Source organism: Microbulbifer sp. ARAS458-1 (assembly GCF_045348205.1).
Lineage (GTDB): Bacteria > Pseudomonadota > Gammaproteobacteria > Pseudomonadales > Cellvibrionaceae > Microbulbifer.
In genome coordinates, this window is the sequence record NZ_CP155838.1 from 1,028,308 (window position 1) to 1,047,213 (window position 18,906).

At 58.6% G+C, this 18,906-nt stretch carries 19 protein-coding genes; 10 read left to right on the forward strand and 9 right to left on the reverse strand.

The features are described from left to right. The first annotated feature begins 224 nt into the window (after positions 1–224). The 4 genes from AAFH99_RS04230 to AAFH99_RS04245 all read left to right on the forward strand — a co-directional run bounded on the left by AAFH99_RS04230 (position 225) and on the right by AAFH99_RS04245 (position 2,513). Positions 225–1,076, forward strand: a complete 852-nt coding sequence (locus tag AAFH99_RS04230) for a universal stress protein (RefSeq protein ID WP_043320129.1) — start codon at positions 225–227, stop codon at positions 1,074–1,076. Between the two features lie 45 nt (positions 1,077–1,121). Next, complete coding sequence (locus AAFH99_RS04235; RefSeq protein ID WP_406828752.1) at positions 1,122–1,601, forward strand: YciI family protein; 480 nt, start codon at positions 1,122–1,124, stop codon at positions 1,599–1,601. Positions 1,602–1,631: 30 nt separating this feature from the next. Continuing rightward, positions 1,632–2,048 carry a hypothetical protein gene (locus tag AAFH99_RS04240; protein WP_043320132.1) on the forward strand — a complete coding sequence of 139 codons (417 nt, stop codon included), beginning with the start codon at positions 1,632–1,634 and terminating at the stop codon, positions 2,046–2,048. Between the two features lie 90 nt (positions 2,049–2,138). Then, entirely contained in the window at positions 2,139–2,513 is a 375-nt protein-coding gene (locus AAFH99_RS04245) for a VOC family protein (RefSeq protein ID WP_406828753.1), read from the forward strand. Positions 2,514–2,649: 136 nt separating this feature from the next. Here the strand turns inward: AAFH99_RS04245 and AAFH99_RS04250 are convergent, their stop codons facing one another. After that, complete coding sequence (locus AAFH99_RS04250) at positions 2,650–3,213, reverse strand: PadR family transcriptional regulator (RefSeq protein WP_043320134.1); 564 nt, start codon at positions 3,211–3,213, stop codon at positions 2,650–2,652. A 314-nt stretch (positions 3,214–3,527) separates the two neighbouring features. On the opposite strand from AAFH99_RS04250, the gene alaE reads away from it, so the two are divergent. From alaE to AAFH99_RS04265, 3 genes are all read left to right on the forward strand, one after another. Next, on the forward strand, positions 3,528–4,127 hold the full coding sequence (alaE, locus tag AAFH99_RS04255) for an L-alanine exporter AlaE (RefSeq protein WP_081848155.1): 600 nt from the start codon (positions 3,528–3,530) through the stop codon (positions 4,125–4,127). Positions 4,128–4,474: 347 nt separating this feature from the next. Further along, positions 4,475–5,902 carry a hypothetical protein gene (locus AAFH99_RS04260; protein WP_406828754.1) on the forward strand — a complete coding sequence of 476 codons (1,428 nt, stop codon included), beginning with the start codon at positions 4,475–4,477 and terminating at the stop codon, positions 5,900–5,902. 113 nt (positions 5,903–6,015) lie between these two features. Beyond that, positions 6,016–6,369: a membrane protein gene (locus AAFH99_RS04265; protein WP_043320136.1), complete on the forward strand. Its 354-nt coding sequence runs from the start codon at positions 6,016–6,018 to the stop codon at positions 6,367–6,369. Positions 6,370–6,511: 142 nt separating this feature from the next. On the opposite strand, the gene AAFH99_RS04270 is transcribed toward AAFH99_RS04265, so the two are convergent. From AAFH99_RS04270 to AAFH99_RS04300, 7 genes are all read right to left on the reverse strand, one after another. Continuing rightward, a complete protein-coding gene (locus AAFH99_RS04270) occupies positions 6,512–7,771 on the reverse strand; it encodes a DUF945 family protein (RefSeq protein WP_406828755.1) in 1,260 nt (419 codons plus the stop codon). Positions 7,772–7,867: 96 nt separating this feature from the next. Beyond that, a complete protein-coding gene (locus AAFH99_RS04275) occupies positions 7,868–8,788 on the reverse strand; it encodes a hydroxymethylglutaryl-CoA lyase (protein WP_406828756.1) in 921 nt (306 codons plus the stop codon). A gap of 14 nt (positions 8,789–8,802) precedes the next feature. Next, a complete protein-coding gene (locus AAFH99_RS04280; RefSeq protein ID WP_043320139.1) occupies positions 8,803–10,806 on the reverse strand; it encodes an acetyl/propionyl/methylcrotonyl-CoA carboxylase subunit alpha in 2,004 nt (667 codons plus the stop codon). Positions 10,807–11,091: 285 nt separating this feature from the next. Beyond that, entirely contained in the window at positions 11,092–11,889 is a 798-nt protein-coding gene (locus tag AAFH99_RS04285) for an enoyl-CoA hydratase/isomerase family protein (protein WP_043320140.1), read from the reverse strand. Positions 11,890–12,067: 178 nt separating this feature from the next. Further along, the gene (locus AAFH99_RS04290) at positions 12,068–13,675 is read right to left on the reverse strand and encodes a carboxyl transferase domain-containing protein (protein WP_406828757.1); all 1,608 of its coding nucleotides are present in this window, start codon (positions 13,673–13,675) and stop codon (positions 12,068–12,070) included. A 175-nt stretch (positions 13,676–13,850) separates the two neighbouring features. After that, complete coding sequence (locus AAFH99_RS04295; protein ID WP_043320142.1) at positions 13,851–15,020, reverse strand: isovaleryl-CoA dehydrogenase; 1,170 nt, start codon at positions 15,018–15,020, stop codon at positions 13,851–13,853. Between the two features lie 45 nt (positions 15,021–15,065). Continuing rightward, positions 15,066–15,458, reverse strand: a complete 393-nt coding sequence (locus tag AAFH99_RS04300) for a MerR family DNA-binding transcriptional regulator (RefSeq protein ID WP_043320143.1) — start codon at positions 15,456–15,458, stop codon at positions 15,066–15,068. A 241-nt stretch (positions 15,459–15,699) separates the two neighbouring features. Between AAFH99_RS04300 and AAFH99_RS04305 the strand changes: the two genes are divergently transcribed. The 3 genes from AAFH99_RS04305 to AAFH99_RS04315 all read left to right on the forward strand — a co-directional run bounded on the left by AAFH99_RS04305 (position 15,700) and on the right by AAFH99_RS04315 (position 17,229). After that, positions 15,700–16,197, forward strand: coding sequence for an RNA polymerase sigma factor (locus AAFH99_RS04305; RefSeq protein ID WP_406828758.1), 498 nt, complete (start codon positions 15,700–15,702; stop codon positions 16,195–16,197). Between the two features lie 8 nt (positions 16,198–16,205). After that, positions 16,206–16,838, forward strand: a complete 633-nt coding sequence (locus tag AAFH99_RS04310; protein WP_406828759.1) for a hypothetical protein — start codon at positions 16,206–16,208, stop codon at positions 16,836–16,838. Between the two features lie 88 nt (positions 16,839–16,926). Then, positions 16,927–17,229, forward strand: coding sequence for a superinfection immunity protein (locus AAFH99_RS04315; protein WP_406828760.1), 303 nt, complete (start codon positions 16,927–16,929; stop codon positions 17,227–17,229). A gap of 103 nt (positions 17,230–17,332) precedes the next feature. Here the strand turns inward: AAFH99_RS04315 and hutH are convergent, their stop codons facing one another. Further along, complete coding sequence (hutH, locus tag AAFH99_RS04320; protein WP_406828761.1) at positions 17,333–18,895, reverse strand: histidine ammonia-lyase; 1,563 nt, start codon at positions 18,893–18,895, stop codon at positions 17,333–17,335. Positions 18,896–18,906 lie beyond the last annotated feature (11 nt).

The window sequence follows — 18,906 nt, forward strand, 5'->3', positions numbered from 1 at the left end:
GCGTTATTTGTTGATTTACCGGCCGGGGAGACTAGGACGTTTTTATTGCAATAGAGTGAATGTATTGTGAATGACCGATTGCGCGGTGCAGGGTCATCTGCTGGAGAGGTCACCCGATTTCCCGGTCCAGTGCGCCGTGGGCGCGGAAATGAAACGAGAGGCTGACTTCAACGTGGTTTAGAATGCTATGCATGCGAGTCAGGAAACCCCCGGACGGAGGCACAATGCAGAACATTCTCGTTATTCTCGATAAGCCCAAGCACGAACAGATTGCGCTGCAGCGAGCGCTGGATCTCGCGGAAAAATCGGGAGCCCGGCTGCATCTGGTGAGTTTCGTTTATGAGCCGTTGGCGTCCATTTCATTTTTATCGGGAGCGGTCCTGAATGTCAGTGCCGAGATGCAGGAAGCTCGCCATAAATGGCTTGCGGAAATGCAACAGAAACACGCGTTACCGGCAGGCTCTCGCGCAGAAGTGGTCTGGCACCACGATATTCCCTCGTGGATCCTGGATTATCTGGCCGATAACGATTGCGACCTCGTTATCAAGACGGCTCAAAAGCAATTCGGCCGGGGCGGATTCGGGTCTATTGACTGGCGCCTGATTGAAAACCTGCCCACCCCTCTTTGGCTCGCGGTCAGTACCCATTGGGTGAAGCACGACCGTATTGTCAGTGCCCTCGACCCCGCACTGGATAACCCCCTGCACATCGAGCTCAATCGGCGGGTGCTTGCGTTCGGTGAGGCCATAAGCCAGCGGTTGGGGGCGGATCTCGAAGCGGTGGCCTGCGTGCCGGCGCCGGATGAAATTGTCGACCTGGATGCGTTTCGTGAGCAAACCGGTGCGCTTCTCGACGCGGTGGACAAGGTGATCACCGACAGTGGTGTGCACTGCACGAAAACCCACTTTGTCACAGGCAAGCCCGCCGCAGAGGTGAACCGGGTTGTTGACCGGAACAAGGCGAGGGCCATTCTGGTCGGGCGCGGTGTACGCAAAGGACCGAAAGGGTTTTTGTTGGGGAATACCGCCGAGCGTATACTGGGGCGCAGCAATACCGATGTGATGGTCGTGCCGTAAATCCAACGGCCTCTACTTCAACAACAATAAGCGAGAGAACTCTCAATGCCATTGAAATCGTGGAGCCTGGCGACCCTGCTGTTGGTCGGGTTAACTTTTTGGGCCTGTGCCAGCGTAGCGGAATCCGGAAGTGAAAACGCTATTTACGATCCGCAACTTGCCGAGGCACTCGGTGCCGATCAATATGGAATGCACAAATATGTGTTGGCGCTACTGAAAGCCGGCCCCAATCGCGACCAGGATAAGGCATCTGCGGCGGAGTTGCAGCGTGCTCATATGGCAAATATTCAGCGATTGGCGGATGAAGGTGTACTGGTGCTCGCCGGTCCCTTTCTGGATGGTGGTGAACTGCGCGGTATTTATATTTTCGATGTGGATACCGTGGAAGAGGCGCGCAAGTTGACAGAAACCGACCCCGCGATTCAGGCTGGCCGCCTGGTGATGGAACTGCACCCCTGGTACGGTTCCGCGGCGGTGAAAACCGTGAATGGTGTTCACGGCAAACTTGCCCAGCAGTCTCCATGATCATCGAATAATTATTGCAGAGTCCGACTCGTGAACGAACAGCAGTACCTGTGTGACCATTATCGTTTTAACGCGGAGCAGCGTTTAAAAGCATTCAATTTTTTTGTGGTTCTCTCCATGTTTGCCGATGGTGGTGTCTTCACGGCTGTGGAGAAAGGATTTCACCCTCTGATCCTGGTGTTGCTTGGCGGCTTTGTCGTGATCGTATCTGCCGTTTTCTGGGTGATGGATATGCGCAGTCGTCAGCTATTGAGTCTGGCGGTTCCGGGGCTGCGTGCGGTAGAAACGCAATTGCCGGAAGCGGCACGAGTATTTACCCGCGATCTGTATTCTCAGGGCAGTTGTATCCGCTATACCGTCGCAATTCGTGCACTGATACTGGGACAGTTTCTCTGTGGTAGTGCCGTAGTCATCTACGGTTTTCTGGCGTACTTCTCAATCGTATAGTGTGTTTCCGCTGGTCACTGCCAGCGGTCTTGCCCGCTCGTATCTATACTGAGTTTTCTCAGTGAGAATTGATCGCGCCTGGGGGCTACCATGCTGGACCATATTGGTCTGATTGTGCACGACTATGATCGCAGTAAAGCGTTTTATCAGGCCGCTCTGGCGCCCCTTGGGTACGAGCTGGTAATGGAGATGGGCGACTGGGCCGGATTTGGCTGGGGTGGTAAATCCCAGTTGTTAATCAAAGGTGGCTCGAGCACGTCGCCCGCGCTGCGTCTTGCGTTCAGTGCTGAAGATCGGGACACGGTGCTGGCATTCTACGATGCTGCTCTGGAGGCCGGTGCCAGAGATAGCGGCGCTCCTGGCCTGCGCCCGGAATATCACGACAACTACTTTAGCGCCTCTGTGCTGGACCCGGATGGGCACAATGTCGAAGTGGTGTGCCATATTCCCGAAGATGCCTTCTGAGTCCTCAGGTGTATTTTCCCGACAGCGTCGAATGAAGCAGGAATATTCTTGCCTGTCCTGGCGGTGTGGAGTCCGATGCTTCCAGCATGCCGTTGAACCACGTCCTCTGCGGTATCGCTCCTGATCCGGGGGAGTCTTAGTCAGTCACCGAGCCGCTATTGGCGATCTCCTCGTCCAGGCGGGACAACAGCGTTTCCGCCCAGCGGATCCAGGTTTTCTCCGTTTCTATGCCCAGCAATAAAGGCTGGTGGGAAATCCACAGTCGTTGCTGCTGGTCTGCCGGGCGCCGGTAGAAGCGGGCATTCTGGGCCTCGTAAGTGGCGAGTTTGTCCCGGTGCTGACTCAGGTGGTCGGTGAGTTCTGCACGCATCTGCGCTGCGGACAGGTGGTGGCCGGCAAACACCTGGATCAAGAAAGGGTCGCGGATCTTCTGTGCGGCGGCGGGCTGGGTGATCCAGGCTTCCAACGCAGCCCGCCCGGCATCGGTCAGGCTGTATATTTTCTTGTCCGGGCGGCCATCCTGTCGCTCTTCCACGCAATCCAGTAACCCCTCGTTGTGCAGCTTGTGGAGCTCTCGGTACATCTGCTGGTGGCTGGCACTCCAGAAATGATTGACGCTGCGCTCGAAGCGGCGTTTCAGGTCGTAGCCACTGCCGGCCTCTATATCCAGCAGGCTGAGCACGGCAAATCTCAGAGACATTGGGGTTCTCGACGGTTTGAGGAGTAGCTATGCGTAAAGTTGCATAGGTAAGTAGTGTAAGGTCCCGGTGCCGGTGAGGATAGCAGTAGTGAGGTAGGCGCTAGAGTTTAGAGGTGTGGGGGTGATGAGTGTTTCGTGCAATATGCATTATTAGGATGCAGTTGGCGATAATTAACCTAAATATAATATAAGAAGGCTGGAAATTACGGTTTCTGTGGATATAATCGCGCTCGGCCATCAAAAGTGGCTGAATAATGTGCAATAGCCGTCATCCCCGTGGCCAAAAGCCACTGTATTTCAGGTCCAGTTTCGTCATGTCGCCCCAGTCCCTGTCTCAGGCTACCGAAGCCATTCCCGTCTCTCCGCCCGTGATGGCACTGGAGGATGAGACTCCCGTTGAGACATCCCAGTGCACCAACTCCCGCCTGAATCAGCGCCGCAACCGCCGTACCCGCTGGAGCGAGTGGTTGCTCGACGTGTTTGCCATGAACAGCTTCTCCTGGGCTATTGCGATCCCCATCGAGCTGGTATTGGCGGGGATGAGCTGGCGCGAGCACCTGAAGGTGCGGTTGCTGGCGGTGGTGTTCAATACCCTCATCGCACGGCCGTTCAGCCTCTACCGCAACTGGGTGGTTGAGCGCTTCGGGCGCGGCAGTGCCCTGCACAATTACGGTGTGGATACGTTCGTGTTTCTCAGTTTCCAGTTGCCGCTGTACACCGCCAATATGCTACTGGGGGGCGCCTCGGCGGGGGAGATAGCTACCGCCTGTGTCACATTTGCCCTGATCGCTGGTGTGCTTGGCCGCCCTTACGGCATGTATCTCGATTTTTTGCGACGGCTCTGGAGTCGCGGGGGGACCCGTTGCAAAGGCGCTGAATACCACCGGACATCAACTGACCTGGAACGGGCGTAATGGCTTGTAATGCTGTGTAGTTGACTTGCTTTGGTTACTGCCTTCAAATGCGCCCAGCGAGAAATACGTCGCATATTGAAATTCTGGCGTAAAATAGTGTCATGCGGCACCGGATTTGGTGTACAGCAAAGTGAGTACCGGGCAGGATGCCTTGGTTGCCGCAGAAATGTGACTGAACGCGTGTTCACCACACCAACACCATGAAGCGCTCGCCGTACTGCCCATGCGACGAGAAATGGCCCCTGAAAAGACCGCCCGCTGAAAGCAGCAGGGTGGGACGAATGGACAGGGGATATGGGCCGGGTTGCTGGAATAACCCGAATTCTTCAGTGGTTACAAGGATGAATATGACCATGATCTACTGCCGTGCGGCGAGTGGCGCCTGTGTGGGTGCCAGCTCTAGAGTAAGCCGTCGGCTACCTGCCCAGCGAAGGGCAACAGGTGGCCGTGTTACTGTGGCGATTACCACGCTGACTCCTGCCATTGCCTGCGCTTTTCCCGGGCAGGAGCTTCTGCTCGAGATCCACGTACCTCTCTTCTGGACCCTGTTGGTCGTAGTCGCACTGGTTGTGACGGTGCTGCTGAACATACGCCTGCGCACCCGGCTGCAAATCGCCCAGGATGCGGCGGGTACCCGAGTGTCCGATCTACAGGCGGAAAATGGCAAGCTGTTCCGTCAGGTGCAAACCCGAATGCACGAGCTGATGGAGCGTGACAAACTGCTCGAAGAAACCAGGATTGCTGCCGAGCAGGCAGAGGAACAGTATCGGGACTTTCTCTCGCTCACCGGGCACCGGATGCGCAAGCCACTGGAAACCCTGGTGAGCACCATGAACCTGCTGTCCCGCGGCGGCGATGATGAGACCCGCCACCTGGCCGACGCCGCACTCGGGCAGTGCCGTACGCTGCGCAGCAACATAGAAGAAATCCAGCGCGCGGGTCAGGGCAGCGCCGACGGGCATGAGGCCATTGCCGCCCCTCCCGTGGCGGTTGAAGAGCCTCGGCGTGCGCTGCATATCCTGTTGGTGGAGAACGACAGCCACCCCAGCCTGCGCCCCCGTCTCGAGGCCGGCGGCCACAAGGTACGCCGGGAAACCAATGGTATCGATGGTGCCGAGGCGGCACTCAGGGCCAAGTATGATCTGGTGCTCATCGATGTGCGCCTGCCCTTGATTGACGGAGTCGAGACTGCGCGCAAGATGCGTGGTGATTTTTCCAATGAAAACCTGTTCATTTTTGGAATGCTGGACAGCGTCAGCAAGGACGATCGCGAGCGCTTCGCCGGGCGCGGCCTTTCCGGTGTGCTCCCTTGCAACCCGTCGGATGCACAGTTGATACAGCTGTTGAGTTGGGTGGATCAGAAGACCCAACCCAAGTCCCCGGCGGGCAAACCGTCTCGAGCCAGCAAGGTGTTGAACGCAAGTACTCTGGAGCGCCAGCGGGATACTCTGGGCCATCTGACATTTGCTGAGCTGTTGGGTGATCGCCTGGCCAGTCTGCCGAAGAAGATCACGGCCTTTACCAGCGCTCTCACTGGCCGGCATTGGCTCGATGCACAGCATCAGGCCCAGGCGATTGCCGCGGAGGCAGAAAGTGTCGGGCTGGAAGTGATTGCCGCGCGTCTGCAGGCGTTGTCGTCGCGGCTGACCATCGATAGTGAGCGCGAATACTGTCGCCACCAGCGCACAGAAATTCTCGGGCTGATGCGCTCTTCCATTCAGCAGTTGAAAGCCTGGCGGGAGAAAAATGTGCACACTGAGTGGGCGCTGCGCTAGCCCGTTTGCCGGCCAGCGTGCGATAAATAACGGGAAGGACACGACAGTGTGTTTATCGGTGATGGAATTAACGCTTACACTTAAGCGCTGAATAATCGATTGGAACCCCGACCATGTCCGAGCAGTATCCCGCCGAACAGCAATCCGAACGCGAGCGCGCCGGGCGCGACATCGCGACCCTGGTATACCTGATCCAGGCAATCAGTATCTTCACCGCCGTGCCCTTTTTTGTTGGCGTGATTATCAACTATGTGAAGATGGGGGATGTGCGTGGCACCGTTGCCGAGTCACACTTCCGCTGGCAGATTCGCACCTTCTGGTACAGCCTGTTGTGGTTTGTGATTGGCTGGGCAACCGTGTGGATTCTGGTGGGCTTCGTGGTCTGGGGAATCAGCTGGGTGTGGGTGTGCTATCGCGTGATACGCGGCTGGTTGACCTTGTCGGAGAACCGACCGGCCTATCCCTGAGACGGTACGGTGACAGAATTTTGATGTACCGATTCTAGTAGTACCAATTTTAGTAGTACCGATAAACGGTGAGAGAAACCGTTGGAGCGGCCAATTGGCCGCTCTTTTTTTGTCTGTTCTCTGGCTCTTTTACCTGCCGCTTTCAGATACCGCCCATCAATGCCAGTACAAACAGGTCCGCGGGCAACAGCTGGCCGTTCACTTCCAGGTTGCCTCGGTCCAGCTGCAGGTGCATGGTCAGCTGGCCATCTTGCTCCTGCATAAATCCGTACTGTTTCAGGGCGCTGGCCTGCATGATCAGAGGTGACTGCATCAGCGCCTGCTCTGCGGCGGAAATATTGGCGCTGCCGTTCAGGTTGTCCAGCCAGGACAGTTTTTTCTCGGGAATGTTGCGGCTGCGTGGCATGCCCTTCCAGTCGACATCCAGCTGCAGCTGCATCGGGCCATTGGCGGTCTGAATGTCCAGCTGCTGCTGCGCTTGCAGTGGGCGTTGGAAGACCACGGGCCAGCTGCGCTGGTGAGAAGGGGTCAACATCAGGTTGTAGAGGAAGTGGTGCAGGTCGTCGTAGCTGATGGATGGCAGGTTGATCTGCTGGGTCAGGCTGCGGGCCGGTGTGGATGACTGAATTTCCGGCAGCTTTACTCCGGCCTGAACCTTGAGTGTGCGCGGTGCCACCAGTTCGCTGGCGTACTCCAGCTGCACGTCCCGCAGTTCCAGGGGGCCGTTGTCGTTATTGGTGCGCACCAGTGGCAAGGTGGCATGCAGGGTGCCGGCGCCGGAGGGCGCCAGGGCAAAATCACCCTGGGCAGATTGCACATACAAAGCCTCGCGGTGGCCGTCCATACGTACGAATTCGCCAAGATCAAAACGGCTGTCCTGCTGCCTGCCCCGATAGTCCGTCACAAAGCGGATCTCACCACCCTTGAACAGGATCTGCTGGTCCGCCACGGCGCGGTCAATTGGCTCAAGATACAGGGTGTTGATGACACGGTTGTTGGCGGCGACCAGGGTTTCCAGCACTACCGGGCTGTCGTCCACATTCGCACCAATAGGACCATAGTAGGCCTCCAGTTGGTGGCGTAACACCGGCTCCAGCTGTTCGCCGGTAAGGCGGGTCTCCACGTATAGAGCGCCCACTCTGAGGCCGCTGCGGGTGAACAGGACCGGGCCGTGCTGGATCTCGCTGATGGTTTCGGTGGCACCGTCCTTACCTTTAAGCAGGGCCAGCGCCTCGGCGCCGAACCAGCCGCGCTGGTAGCCGGAGAGGTCGATATTTGGCTGCAGGGTAAGCTGCTGTTGCACTGCCTCCTCGACTTTGGGGCCAATCAGGCCGGGGGCAATCAGCGCTGCCAGCAACAGCAGTGCGGTGAGGGTAACAAGAAGTAAACGTAGGGCTTTCATGTGGTCAAAATTCGGGCGCTTTGAATCGAAGCGCCCGATAGTATCAGATCGCAATGAATCTGGTGACCTTGTGATCAAGATCGACCCTGAGAGATGTCAGTCCCCCTTGATGACCCCGGGTTCACCGGCGATAGCGCGTGCGACTTTCGAGCCGCTTTCACGACCCAGTGCGCGGGAAATAAAGTTGCCCGCCTTGGCCAGTCGTGCGAGATCCACACCGGTGCGAATCCCCAGTCCATCCAGCATGTAGAGGACGTCTTCGCTGGCCACATTGCCGGAGGCGCCGCAGGCGTAGGGGCAGCCTCCGAGGCCTGCCACCGCGGAATCCACCACGGCCACACCGGCCTGCAGTGCAGCGTAGATGTTTGCCAGGGCCTGGCCATAGGTATCGTGGAAGTGCACCGCGAGCTTTTCTATGGGCACCTGCTGCGCTACTGTCTCGATCATATAGCGGGCTTTGTCCGGTGTGCCGACGCCGATGGTGTCGCCGAGGCTGATCTCGTAGCAGCCCATATCCAGCAGCGCTTTGCTGACCTCGGCCACCTTTTCGGCCCTGATGTCGCCCTCGTAGGGGCAGCCGAGCACACAGGATACATAGCCGCGCACCGGAATGCCGTCGATGCGCGCCTGCTCCGCCAGCGGGCGAAAGCGCTCCAGGCTTTCCTCGATGGAGCAGTTGATGTTCTTGCGGGTGAAGCTCTCGGACGCCGCGCCAAACACCGCGACTTCGTCCGCCTTTGCATCCCGTGCGCGCTCGTAGCCCACCATATTGGGGGTGAGTGCGCTGTAGGTGATACCGGGCTCGCGGCGGATACCGGCAAGGACTTCCTCGCTGGATGCCATCTGCGGCACCCATTTCGGGCTGACGAAACTGCCCGCCTCGATCACCTTGAGACCGCTGTCGCTCAGCAGGTCGATGAGCTGCACCCGGGTCTCTACGGAGATGGGTTGTTTCTCATTCTGCAGGCCATCCCGCGGGCCCACTTCGACAATTTTTACGCGATCCGGAAGAGCCATGTTTCAACAACTCCTTAAGCGTTTGCGGTTTCAGCGCTGAAATCGATCAACAGGCTGCCGCCATCCACCAGTTCGCCAGCAGCGCAGAAGAACTGGTTGACGGTGCCGTCTGCCGGCGCGCGCAGGGTGTGTTCCATTTTCATGGCCTCCATCACCAGCAGGGGCTGATCCCGGCTGACCTTGTCACCGGGCTCCGCCAGCAGGGTGACGATGGTGCCGTTCATCGGCGCTTCCAGACCGTGGGCGGCATCGGCGCTTTCGCCGGTGTCTGGTGGCAGGATCTTGAAGTCCACCTGCTCACCACTGACAAATACCGTACCCTCACTGTCATGAGCCACGCTGGAATAGTTCACCCGGCGCCCGTCGAGCACTGCCACATTCTGACCGTGTAGAGCGGCGACGGTGCCGCTCTGATTGTCCACGGCGGCGCTGCACTGCCAGCGCAGGTTGTCTTCGCTGCCGGAGAAACGGATTTCAATCTCACGGCCATGCACTTCGATTTTTTTGCTGCGCCAAACGGTGAGGCCATTGCGCCAGTTGTTGCCGCTGTGCCAGGGGGAGAAAGGGTCGGCTTTTGGCGCGGAGCGGTGTTGCGCGCGCGCCTCGCTGTGGAACAGAAAGGCGGCAATGGCGGCACACTGCTGGGAGCGCAGCTGTTGCTCCTGCTGGAGGATTTCCTGTTCGTGATCTTCGATAAAATGCGTGTTGACGCGACCATTCACGAAGGCGGTGTGGTTGATGACTCTGCGCAGGAATTCAATATTGTGGCGCAGCCCGGCAATCTGATACTGCTGCAGGGCGCGATCCATTTTTGCCAGGGCCTCGCGGCGGTTGCGACCGTGCACGATGAGTTTGGAAATCATCGGGTCGTAGTGCACACTGATTTCGTCGCCGGTCTGCACGCCGGTATCCACACGTACCGATTGGGTTTCCGCCGGAGGCTGGTGGCGCAGCAGTTTTCCGGTGGCGGGCAGGAAATCGTTGTCCGGGTCTTCCGCGTAGATGCGCACTTCAAATGCGTGGCCGACGATATGCAGGTCGTCCTGGGCCAGCGGCAGGGATTCGCCGGCGGCGACAGACAGCTGCCAGGCAACCAGGTCCTGGCCGGTAATCATTTCGGTTACCGGGTGCTCTACCTGCAGGCGGGTGTTCATTTCCATGAAGTAAAATGAGCCGCCGGCATCCAGCAGGAATTCGACGGTACCGGCGCCCACATAGCCGATGGCGTGAGCGGCGCGCAGGGCGGCCTCGCCCATTTTCTTGCGGGTCTCGGCGGACAAGCCGGGCGCCGGGGCTTCTTCCACCACTTTCTGGTGGCGGCGCTGTACCGAACAGTCGCGTTCGAACAGATATACGCCTTTGCCCTGTTTGTCGCAGAACACCTGGATTTCCACGTGGCGTGGATTCACCACGTAGCGCTCGATCAACATGATGTCATCGTTGAAGGCGTTGCGCGCTTCGCGCTTGGCGGCGTCCAGTGCTGCGTGGAAGTCGTCGGGGTTGTCTACGCGGCGCATACCTTTACCACCGCCACCGGCGGCGGCTTTGAGTAGTACCGGGTAGCCGATGCGGTTGGCGTGGCCTTCGAGAATGCCGGGGTCCTGGTTTTGGCCGTGGTAGCCGGGCACCAGGGGTACATTGGCTTCTTCCATGATCCGCTTGGCGGCGGATTTGGAGCCCATGGCGTCGATGGCGGCGGCGGGTGGGCCGACAAAGATGATGCCGGCTTCTTCGCAGGCGCGGCAGAAGTGGGCGTTCTCGGAGAGGAATCCGTAGCCGGGGTGGATGGCGTCGGCGCCGGTGCGTTTGGCGGCGGCGAGGACTTTGTCGATGTCCAGGTAGGATTCTTTGGCCGGGGCGGGGCCGAGGTGTACGGCTTCGTCGGCCTGCTGGACGTGCAGGGCGTTGGCATCTGCGTCGGAATAAACCGCGACGGTGGCGACGCCGAGGCGACGCGCGGTGCGGATAATACGACAGGCAATTTCGCCGCGGTTGGCGATCAGCAGTTTGCGAATCATAGCTGGCTCTGTTTGGTGCTCTGTTCTTCTACGGTGGCGGCGAAGCACTGGGTGCTGGTTTTTGAAACCGGGCTAGGCGCCCCCCTTCAATACATCCTTGTACGCTGCGTCGGCGACGTCCCTGTCGCCGACGCTTTCAAAAACCAGCCCCCAGTACTTTGCCTTCAGTCGAAATATTTGTACTTCGTAAGTTCTGGATTCCGGATCAAGTCCGGAATGACGAAATTTCTGTATCACTTTGAGCATCGTCATCCCGGACTTGATCCGGGATCCAGCCTGCGAGGCTTAATCCTCGCTCGAATTCATCCAACTAGGCGCGCGCTTCTCCAGAAACGCACTCAGCCCTTCCTGTCCTTCCGGCGACACACGAACGGCAGCGATCAGTGCGCTGGTCTGCCCCTGCAGCTCGTCATTAACAACACGGTTAGACATGGACATCGCCAGTTGCTTGGCCATGGTTACGGCGTTGGGGCCGTTGTCGGTAATGCTGTTCACCAGCTTCTGTACCGTCAGATCCAGTTCGGCTTCCTGCACGACTTCGGAAACCAGGCCGATTTCTTTTGCGCGTTCTGCGGAAAAGCGCTCGGCCGTCACAAAGTATCGGCGCGCCTGGCGAGTGCCGATGGCGTTGATGACATAAGGGCTGATGGTGGCTGGCAGCAGGCCGATTTTTACTTCACTCAGACAGAAGCTGGCGCGCTCGGCGGCGACGGCGATGTCGCAGCAGCTAACCAGGCCAACCGCACCGCCAAACGCAGCACCCTGTACGCGGGCGATGGTGGGGGCGGGGAACTGGTCGAGCTTGTGCAGCATGGCGGCGAGAGCGGCGGCGTCCTGGCGGTTTTGTTCTTCGCTGTAGTCCGCCATGCGCTTCATCCAGTTCAGGTCGGCGCCGGCGGAGAAGTTTTTGCCGTTGGACGCGAGAACCAGCGCGCGCACCCCACCACTGCGGGCGAGGTTGTCGAAGGTTTCGCCCAGCTGGCGAATCAGGTCGTCGTCGAAGGCGTTGTGGATTTCCGGGCGGTTTAAAGTAACCGTGGCAACGCCTTCGTTGTCGATTTCGCACAGCATTTTTTCGGTCATGGTGATTCCTTGAAATTGGCTATAGCTACGGAGTCGGTAAGGTTCTGATGCCGGTATTGGTTTGCTGGACCTTCAAAAACAGGATGTTTTTGCAGAGCCCCCAGGGATGGGTTCACGGCGTGTCCAGCAAACCAATACTGGCAGCAGGACCCGCACCATACTATCCCAGTGCTCAGAACTACATTCGAAAGACCCCAAACTTGGTCTCTTCGGGTTCTTTGTGTGTGGCCGCGGCCAGACACAGACCCAGCACCTGGCGGGTATCTTTCGGATCGATGACGCCGTCGTCCCACAGCCGCGCGGATGCGTAATAGGGGTGCCCCTGGTGTTCGTAGTCATCGATGATCGGCTGCTTGAACTTGGCGATCTCTTCCTCGCTCCAGTCCTCACCTTTTGCCGCCATCTGATCTTTCTTCACCTGTGCCAACACACCGGCCGCCTGTTCGCCGCCCATCACCGAGATGCGCGCGTTCGGCCACATAAACAGGAAGTTGGGATCGTAGGCGCGGCCACACATACCGTAATTGCCGGCACCGAAAGAGCCGCCGATCAGAATGGTGATCTTGGGCACCTTCGCGGTGGCAACCGCGGTCACCATCTTGGCGCCGTGCTTGGCAATACCGCCGGCCTCGTACTGCTTGCCCACCATAAAGCCGGTGATGTTCTGCAGGAACACCAGCGGAATATTGCGCTGTGCACACAGCTCGATAAAGTGCGCGCCTTTCTGCGCGCTCTCGGCAAACAGAATGCCGTTGTTGGCAACAATACCCACCGGGTAACCGTGAATCCGCGCAAAACCCGTCACCAGGGTAGTGCCGTACATCGCCTTGAATTCATCAAATTCAGAACCGTCCACAACCCGCGCAATAATTTCGCGCACATCAAACGGCTGGCGAGAGTCCTTGGGCACAATGCCGTAGATCTCTTCCGGCGGATAAATCGGCTCGATCGGCTTCTGCACATCGAGACCGGGATTCTTCACCCGGTTCAGTCGCGATACCGAATTGCGCGCAATCTGCAGCGCGTGGGTATCGTTATTGGCAAAGTGATCGGAAACGCCGGAAGTCTTGCAGTGCACCTCCGCACCACCCAGCTCCTCCGCAGAAACCTCTTCCCCCGTAGCCGCCTTCACCAGCGGTGGCCCCGCCAGGAAAATCGTCGCCTGCTCCTTCACCATAATCGACTCATCCGCCATCGCCGGCACATAAGCGCCACCGGCGGTACAGCTGCCCATCACCACCGCGATCTGCGGAATGTTCTGCGCAGACAGGTTCGCCTGATTGAAGAAGATACGCCCGAAATGCTCGCGATCCGGAAACACATCGTCCTGGCGCGGCAGGTTGGCACCGCCGGAATCCACCAGATAAATACAGGGCAGGTTGTTCTGCTCGGCAATCGCCTGTGCACGCAGGTGTTTCTTCACCGTCAGCGGGTAATAGGTTCCACCTTTCACCGTCGCATCGTTGGCGACAATCACACAGGGCTGGCCGGCAACGGTACCGATGCCCGTCAGAATCCCTGCCGCCGGCACGTCTTCATCGTAAACGTCGAAAGCGGCCAGTTGGGAGAACTCCAGGAACGGACTGCCCGGATCCAGTAGCGCGTCGATGCGATCGCGCGGTAGTAATTTTCCGCGGGAGACATGCTTCTCCCGAGCCCGCTCACTGCCGCCCTTGGCGATGGTTTCCAGCTTCTCCCGCAGGTCATCCACAATGCTCTGCATCTGCTCGCGGTTTTCCGCAAACGCCGGATCCCGGGAATTAATCTTGGTCTGAATCTGGTTCATAGAAATAGTTTGGTTGGTTAGAACACAGAAATAAAATGCGCAGGCGCTGCTGCCGGGATGGGTTCGTTGGACCTTCAAAAACAGGATGTTTTTGCAGAGCCCCCATGGATGGGTTCACGGCGTGTCCAGCGAACCCATCCCGGCAGTAGTGCCGCCCCGTTCATACCTACGAAGCTTAGCGAGTCTCGTTAAACAGCTCGCGCCCGATCAACATGCGACGGATCTCGGAAGTGCCCGCGCCAATCTCGTACAACTTGGCATCGCGCAGCAGGCGGCCGGTCGCGTATTCGTTGATATAACCGTTACCACCGAGAGTCTGAATCGCCTGCAGCGCCATCTGCGTCGCACGCTCCGCAGTAAACAGGATCACCGCCGCAGAATCCTTGCGCGAATCCTCACCGCGGTCACAAGCCTTGGCTACAGCGTACAAATAAGCGCGGCTCGCATTCAGATCCGCATACATATCCGCAACCTTGCCCTGCATCAGCTGGAACTCACCGATCGCCTTGCCAAACTGCTTGCGCTCATGAATGTATGGCACCACGATATCCATACACGCCTGCATAATCCCCACTGGGCCACCAGACAGGATCGTACGCTCGTAATCCAGACCGCTCATCAGCACGCGCACGCCGCCGTTCAGCTGGCCCAGAATATTTTCCTCCGGCACCTCACAGTCCTCAAACACCAGCTCACAAGTGTTGGAACCGCGCATACCCAGCTTGTCCAGCTTCTGCGCCTGAGTGAAACCTTTAAAACCGCGCTCAACAATAAACGCCGTAATACCACCAGAACTGATACCCGGCTCGGTACGCGCATAGATCACATAAGTGTGCGCATCCGGACCATTGGTGATCCACATCTTGTTGCCGTTCAGGATAAAACGGTCACCCTTCTTTTCCGCCTTCAACTGCAGGCTCACCACATCGGAACCGGAGTTCGGCTCACTCATCGCCAGCGCACCGATATGTTCACCGGAACACAGCTTCGGCAGATACTTCGCCTTCTGCTCCGGAGTGCCGTTCTTGCGAATCTGGTTTACACACAAATTGGAGTGGGCGCCGTAGGACAGACCGACAGACGCAGACGCGCGGGAGATCTCCTCCATCGCCACCGCATGGGCCAGGTAGCCCATATTGGAGCCGCCGTACTCCTCTTCCACAGTCATGCCCAGCAGGCCCAGCTCGCCAAACTTCTTCCACATATCGGCGGGGAACAGATTGTCCTCGTCGATCTGCGCCGCGCGCGGGGCCAGTTCTGCCTGACAGAACTTGTAGACCATATCCCGCAGCATATCGATGTCTTCACCGAGGTCGAAGTTCAGGGTTGGGTAAGGGGTATTCATGGGCTGCTCCGCAGTGAATCAGTCAGAGTATTGTTCGAGTAAGTGTCAGTTGTTGTGTTCTTTCAGCGCCGCCTGGGTGCGGGCTGCCGCCTCGTCCAGCTGCGCGAGCATCTTCTCGATATCCCGCTGCTGCTGGCGCAGCTGTTGGCGCTTGGCGTCGATACGGTCGAGGAGGCGATTGAGCTGCTCCACATTGCCGTGGGCCGGGTCGTACATATCGATGATTTCCCGGCTCTCATCCAGCGAGAACCCGAGGCGCTTGCCGCGCAGGATCAGCTTCAGGCGCACCCGGTCTTCCGCTGTGTACACCCGCGTCTGCCCACGGCGCTCTGGGCTGATCAGTCCCTTGTCCTCATAGAAACGGATGGTGCGGGTGGTAATCCCGAACTCCTGGGCCAGCTCGGAGATGCTGTAGCTTTGGGTCACAGTGCTGCTCATATGGCTGGGGCGCTCATGGATAGTCCTCAGATTTGCCCGAAGTCTAGTTGACGTTTACGTTAACGTAAACGTCAATCTGGGCCAAATTGTGACTGGGGGCGCCTCACCGGTCTCGCTGACGCCGGATTACCCGCCGGCGGCAGTGGCGGAAAATTTATGTAAGGTTTTGGCGTCACTGGGTACAGTAACTGGCACTACCCGCCTCAGGCGGCCCCAACGACATGGAAAGAAGAACCACAACTTGGACGCGCGCGAACAACTTTTCCAGCAGCTGATCGAGGAGTGCGGCGGCGGTATTGCCCGCCTTGCGGGCAGTTATGTGCGCAATCAGGCCGAGCGCGAAGACCTGGTGCAGGAGATCTGGCTGGCCATATGGCGGGCGCTGCCCGGTTTCCGTGGAGACTCCAGCCTGCGCACCTTCGCCTACCGTATTGCCCACAACCGCAGCGTTACCCAATTGGCCCGTCGCCGCGACAGTGAAGACAGTGAGGTGCTGGAAACGGTCGCCGATGAGCGGCCGGGCCCCGAGGCGCAACTGGAGCGGAGTCGCGACGCGGAACGATTGATGAGGGCGATTTCCCTGTTGCCCCTGGGTATGCGGCAGGTACTGACCCTGCGCTTCGAGGGCCTGAGCTATAGCGAGATTTCCGAGGTGCTGGGGATCAGCGAGTCCAATGTGGCGGTACGTCTAAACCGGGCGCGCGACCGCCTGAACACAAAATTGAGTAACACGGTGTGAATCAGCAGATGAACAATCGAGCAGGCGGCGGGCCCAGCGCGGATCAAAATGCAGAGGATGGACTGCAGGATCTCGCCAATCTGTGGCAACAGGCTCCGGTTGCGGCGCCAGTACCCGAAGCCATTCGTGCGCACGTAGGCCGGCAGGAGCGACGCATGCGCTGGTACGCTTGGTTTGAATGGGGGACATCCCTCGTCGTCGGCGTAGGCGGCGTCTACCTGGTGCTGAGAAGCGAGGCCGGTGATGCCCTCTGGCGCGCGTTGCTGGTCGTTGTGTTGTTGGCCTTTGCCATGGCGTTTTCGGTTGTTAACCGCCGCGGTGTGTGGGAACCGCTGGAAGAGTCGGTACGCGGTTATCTGGACCTGGCGCGACTGCGCCTCGTGCGCAAGCGGCGCATGTTGATTTTTGCCTGGCTGTTTTTTATCGCAGAGCTGGGGATTTTTGCGGTGTGGCAATGGCTGTCGGCCTATGGCTGGCTGGAGCCAGTATTCGCCGATTCAGGCCGCTTTGCCCTTACCTGGATTTCTGTGTTTTCGCTGGCCATGGGTATCTGGAGTTTCTGGTACTGGCGCCGCATAAAGAGCAGCGAGCAGCAGATCGCGAAATGGCAGCAGGAAAATATCGCAGTAACTGAAAATTAAATTGTAAGAAAGCGATATGTGCGGGTACTACAGAAGGTGTCGATCGATCAGCGAATAGCGAATTTCTATCATTAAAGAGACATTAACCATGTTGTCGAACCTTGAACAAAAGTTTTCCGATTTTCTCGAGCTGCTTGCACAAATGGATCCGGTCCAGACCGTCGGTTTCGTCATTTTCTTTTTCGCGATCTGGTTTCTGCCGAGCCTTCTGGCAATCTTTTTCAATCGCGGGCACCTGGGGAAAATTTTCCTCGCCAATATCCCGGCCGGACTGTCGTGGATTGCGTGGGTGGCGCTGCTGGTGTGGGCGGCTACGGGAAAGATGAGTGGCAAGCTGGCCAAAAAATACAAGGCCGAAGGAGCACCGGTGGCAATGAAGGCGGAGGGTTAACCCCGGCGCGTTTGGCGGGGAAGCGTTTTCAAAAGTCTGTCTTCGCCTGCGCACAGGGTGTGTACAAGCGAAGACAGCCGATTCAGGCTTGGTGGTTCAGGCGTTACCGGTTGCTTGGCAACATTTCGGTTGCCAGGTATTCGCGGTAATACGCACTTGCCAGCAACTGCTTGGCTTCCTCAATATCCGGTGCGAAGTAGCGGTCCTTATCGTAGAAAGGTACGCGCTCGCGCAGGGCGGCCTTGGCGCTTTCCAGTTTCTCGGTGGTTTTCAGCGGTGCGCGGAAGTCGAGGCCCTGGCAGGCCGCCAGCAGTTCCACCGCGAGGATGCCACAGGTGTTGTCCGCCATATCCCGCAGGCGGCGGCCGGCGAAGGTGGCCATGGAGACGTGGTCTTCCTGGTTGGCGGAGGTGGGCAGTGAGTCCACGCTTGCCGGGTGGGCGAAGGTCTTGTTCTCGCTGGCCAGTGCCGCGGAAGTGACTTGCGCGATCATAAAGCCGGAGTTGACCCCGCCGTTGTCCACCAAAAACGGCGGCAGGCCGGACAGGTTGGAGTCGATCAGCAGGGCCATGCGGCGCTCGGACAGGGAGCCGATCTCGGCAATCGCCAGCGCCAGATTGTCTGCCACCATCGCCACCGGTTCTGCGTGGAAGTTACCACCGGAAATGATGTCGGAGTTTTCCGGGTTCTCTTGGTCGGTAAACACGAGCGGGTTGTCGGACACGCCGTTGGCTTCCGCCAGCAACACTTCAGATGCGAAGCGAATCTGCTGCAGGCAGGCGCCCATCACCTGGGGTTGGCAGCGCAGGGAGTAGGGATCCTGCACTTTTTCGCAATTCTCGTGGGACTCGCCAATTTCACTTTCATCTCCCAGCAGGTCGCGGAAGCTCGCGGCCACGTCGCGCTGGGCAACCTGGCCGCGGGCGGCGTGGATGCGGTCGTCGAAGGGGCGGCGGGAGCCTTTGGCGGCTTCCAGGGTCAGCGCTCCGGTTACCACAGCACCGGCGAACAGGTCTTCCGCGCTGAACAGACCCTGCAGGGCAAACGCGGTGGATGCCTGGGTGCCGTTCAGCAGTGCCAAGCCTTCCTTCGGCGCCAACACCAGCGGGCGCATTTCTGCAAAACGCAGGCCTTCGGACGCGGCCTTGCGCTCGCCATTGATAAAGCACTCACCTTCGCCCAGCAGTACCACGCTCATATGTGCCAGCGGCGCCAGGTCACCGGAGGCGCCCACGGAGCCTTTTTCCGGAATGGCGGGGTAGACACCGGCGTTGACCAGTTTGATCAGTGCCTGAATCACCTCCAGGCGGATACCGGAAAAGCCGCGCGCCAGGGAGTTGATTTTCAGTACCATCAGCAGGCGCACGGTGCCTTCGCTCATGAAGTTACCGGTGCCGGCGGCATGGGAAAGAACGATGGCGCGCTGCAGGGTTTCCAGGTCTTTCTTTTCAATGCGGGTGTTGGCCAGCAGGCCAAAACCGGTGTTGATGCCGTATACGGTGCGGCCCTGTTCCAGTACGTCGGCAACAGTTTTCGCGGACGCTTCGATGGCTGCGTGTGCGTCTCTGTTCAGGGTCAGTTTGACCGGCTCGCGGGCGACGCGGCGCAGTTGTTCCAGGCTCAGTTGGCCGGGGGTGATTTCCAGTTGGTACATAAAATTTTTCACCGAGAATTTTT

Excerpts from the sequence above, each read along its gene's own strand:
- AAFH99_RS04300 (WP_043320143.1), bottom strand. The coding sequence starts at position 15,458 with ATGAGCAGCACTGTGACCCAAAGCTACAGCATCTCCGAGCTGGCCCAG.
- AAFH99_RS04270 (WP_406828755.1), bottom strand. The coding sequence starts at position 7,771 with ATGAAAGCCCTACGTTTACTTCTTGTTACCCTCACCGCACTGCTGTTG.
- AAFH99_RS04290 (WP_406828757.1), bottom strand. The coding sequence starts at position 13,675 with ATGAACCAGATTCAGACCAAGATTAATTCCCGGGATCCGGCGTTTGCG.
- AAFH99_RS04235 (WP_406828752.1), top strand. The coding sequence starts at position 1,122 with ATGCCATTGAAATCGTGGAGCCTGGCGACCCTGCTGTTGGTCGGGTTA.
- AAFH99_RS04310 (WP_406828759.1), top strand. The coding sequence starts at position 16,206 with ATGAACAATCGAGCAGGCGGCGGGCCCAGCGCGGATCAAAATGCAGAG.
- AAFH99_RS04280 (WP_043320139.1), bottom strand. The coding sequence starts at position 10,806 with ATGATTCGCAAACTGCTGATCGCCAACCGCGGCGAAATTGCCTGTCGT.
- AAFH99_RS04285 (WP_043320140.1), bottom strand. The coding sequence starts at position 11,889 with ATGACCGAAAAAATGCTGTGCGAAATCGACAACGAAGGCGTTGCCACG.
- AAFH99_RS04260 (WP_406828754.1), top strand. The coding sequence starts at position 4,475 with ATGACCATGATCTACTGCCGTGCGGCGAGTGGCGCCTGTGTGGGTGCC.
- alaE (WP_081848155.1), top strand. The coding sequence starts at position 3,528 with ATGTCGCCCCAGTCCCTGTCTCAGGCTACCGAAGCCATTCCCGTCTCT.
- AAFH99_RS04230 (WP_043320129.1), top strand. The coding sequence starts at position 225 with ATGCAGAACATTCTCGTTATTCTCGATAAGCCCAAGCACGAACAGATT.
- AAFH99_RS04245 (WP_406828753.1), top strand. The coding sequence starts at position 2,139 with ATGCTGGACCATATTGGTCTGATTGTGCACGACTATGATCGCAGTAAA.
- AAFH99_RS04275 (WP_406828756.1), bottom strand. The coding sequence starts at position 8,788 with ATGGCTCTTCCGGATCGCGTAAAAATTGTCGAAGTGGGCCCGCGGGAT.
- AAFH99_RS04315 (WP_406828760.1), top strand. The coding sequence starts at position 16,927 with ATGTTGTCGAACCTTGAACAAAAGTTTTCCGATTTTCTCGAGCTGCTT.
- AAFH99_RS04265 (WP_043320136.1), top strand. The coding sequence starts at position 6,016 with ATGTCCGAGCAGTATCCCGCCGAACAGCAATCCGAACGCGAGCGCGCC.
- AAFH99_RS04295 (WP_043320142.1), bottom strand. The coding sequence starts at position 15,020 with ATGAATACCCCTTACCCAACCCTGAACTTCGACCTCGGTGAAGACATC.
- AAFH99_RS04250 (WP_043320134.1), bottom strand. The coding sequence starts at position 3,213 with ATGTCTCTGAGATTTGCCGTGCTCAGCCTGCTGGATATAGAGGCCGGC.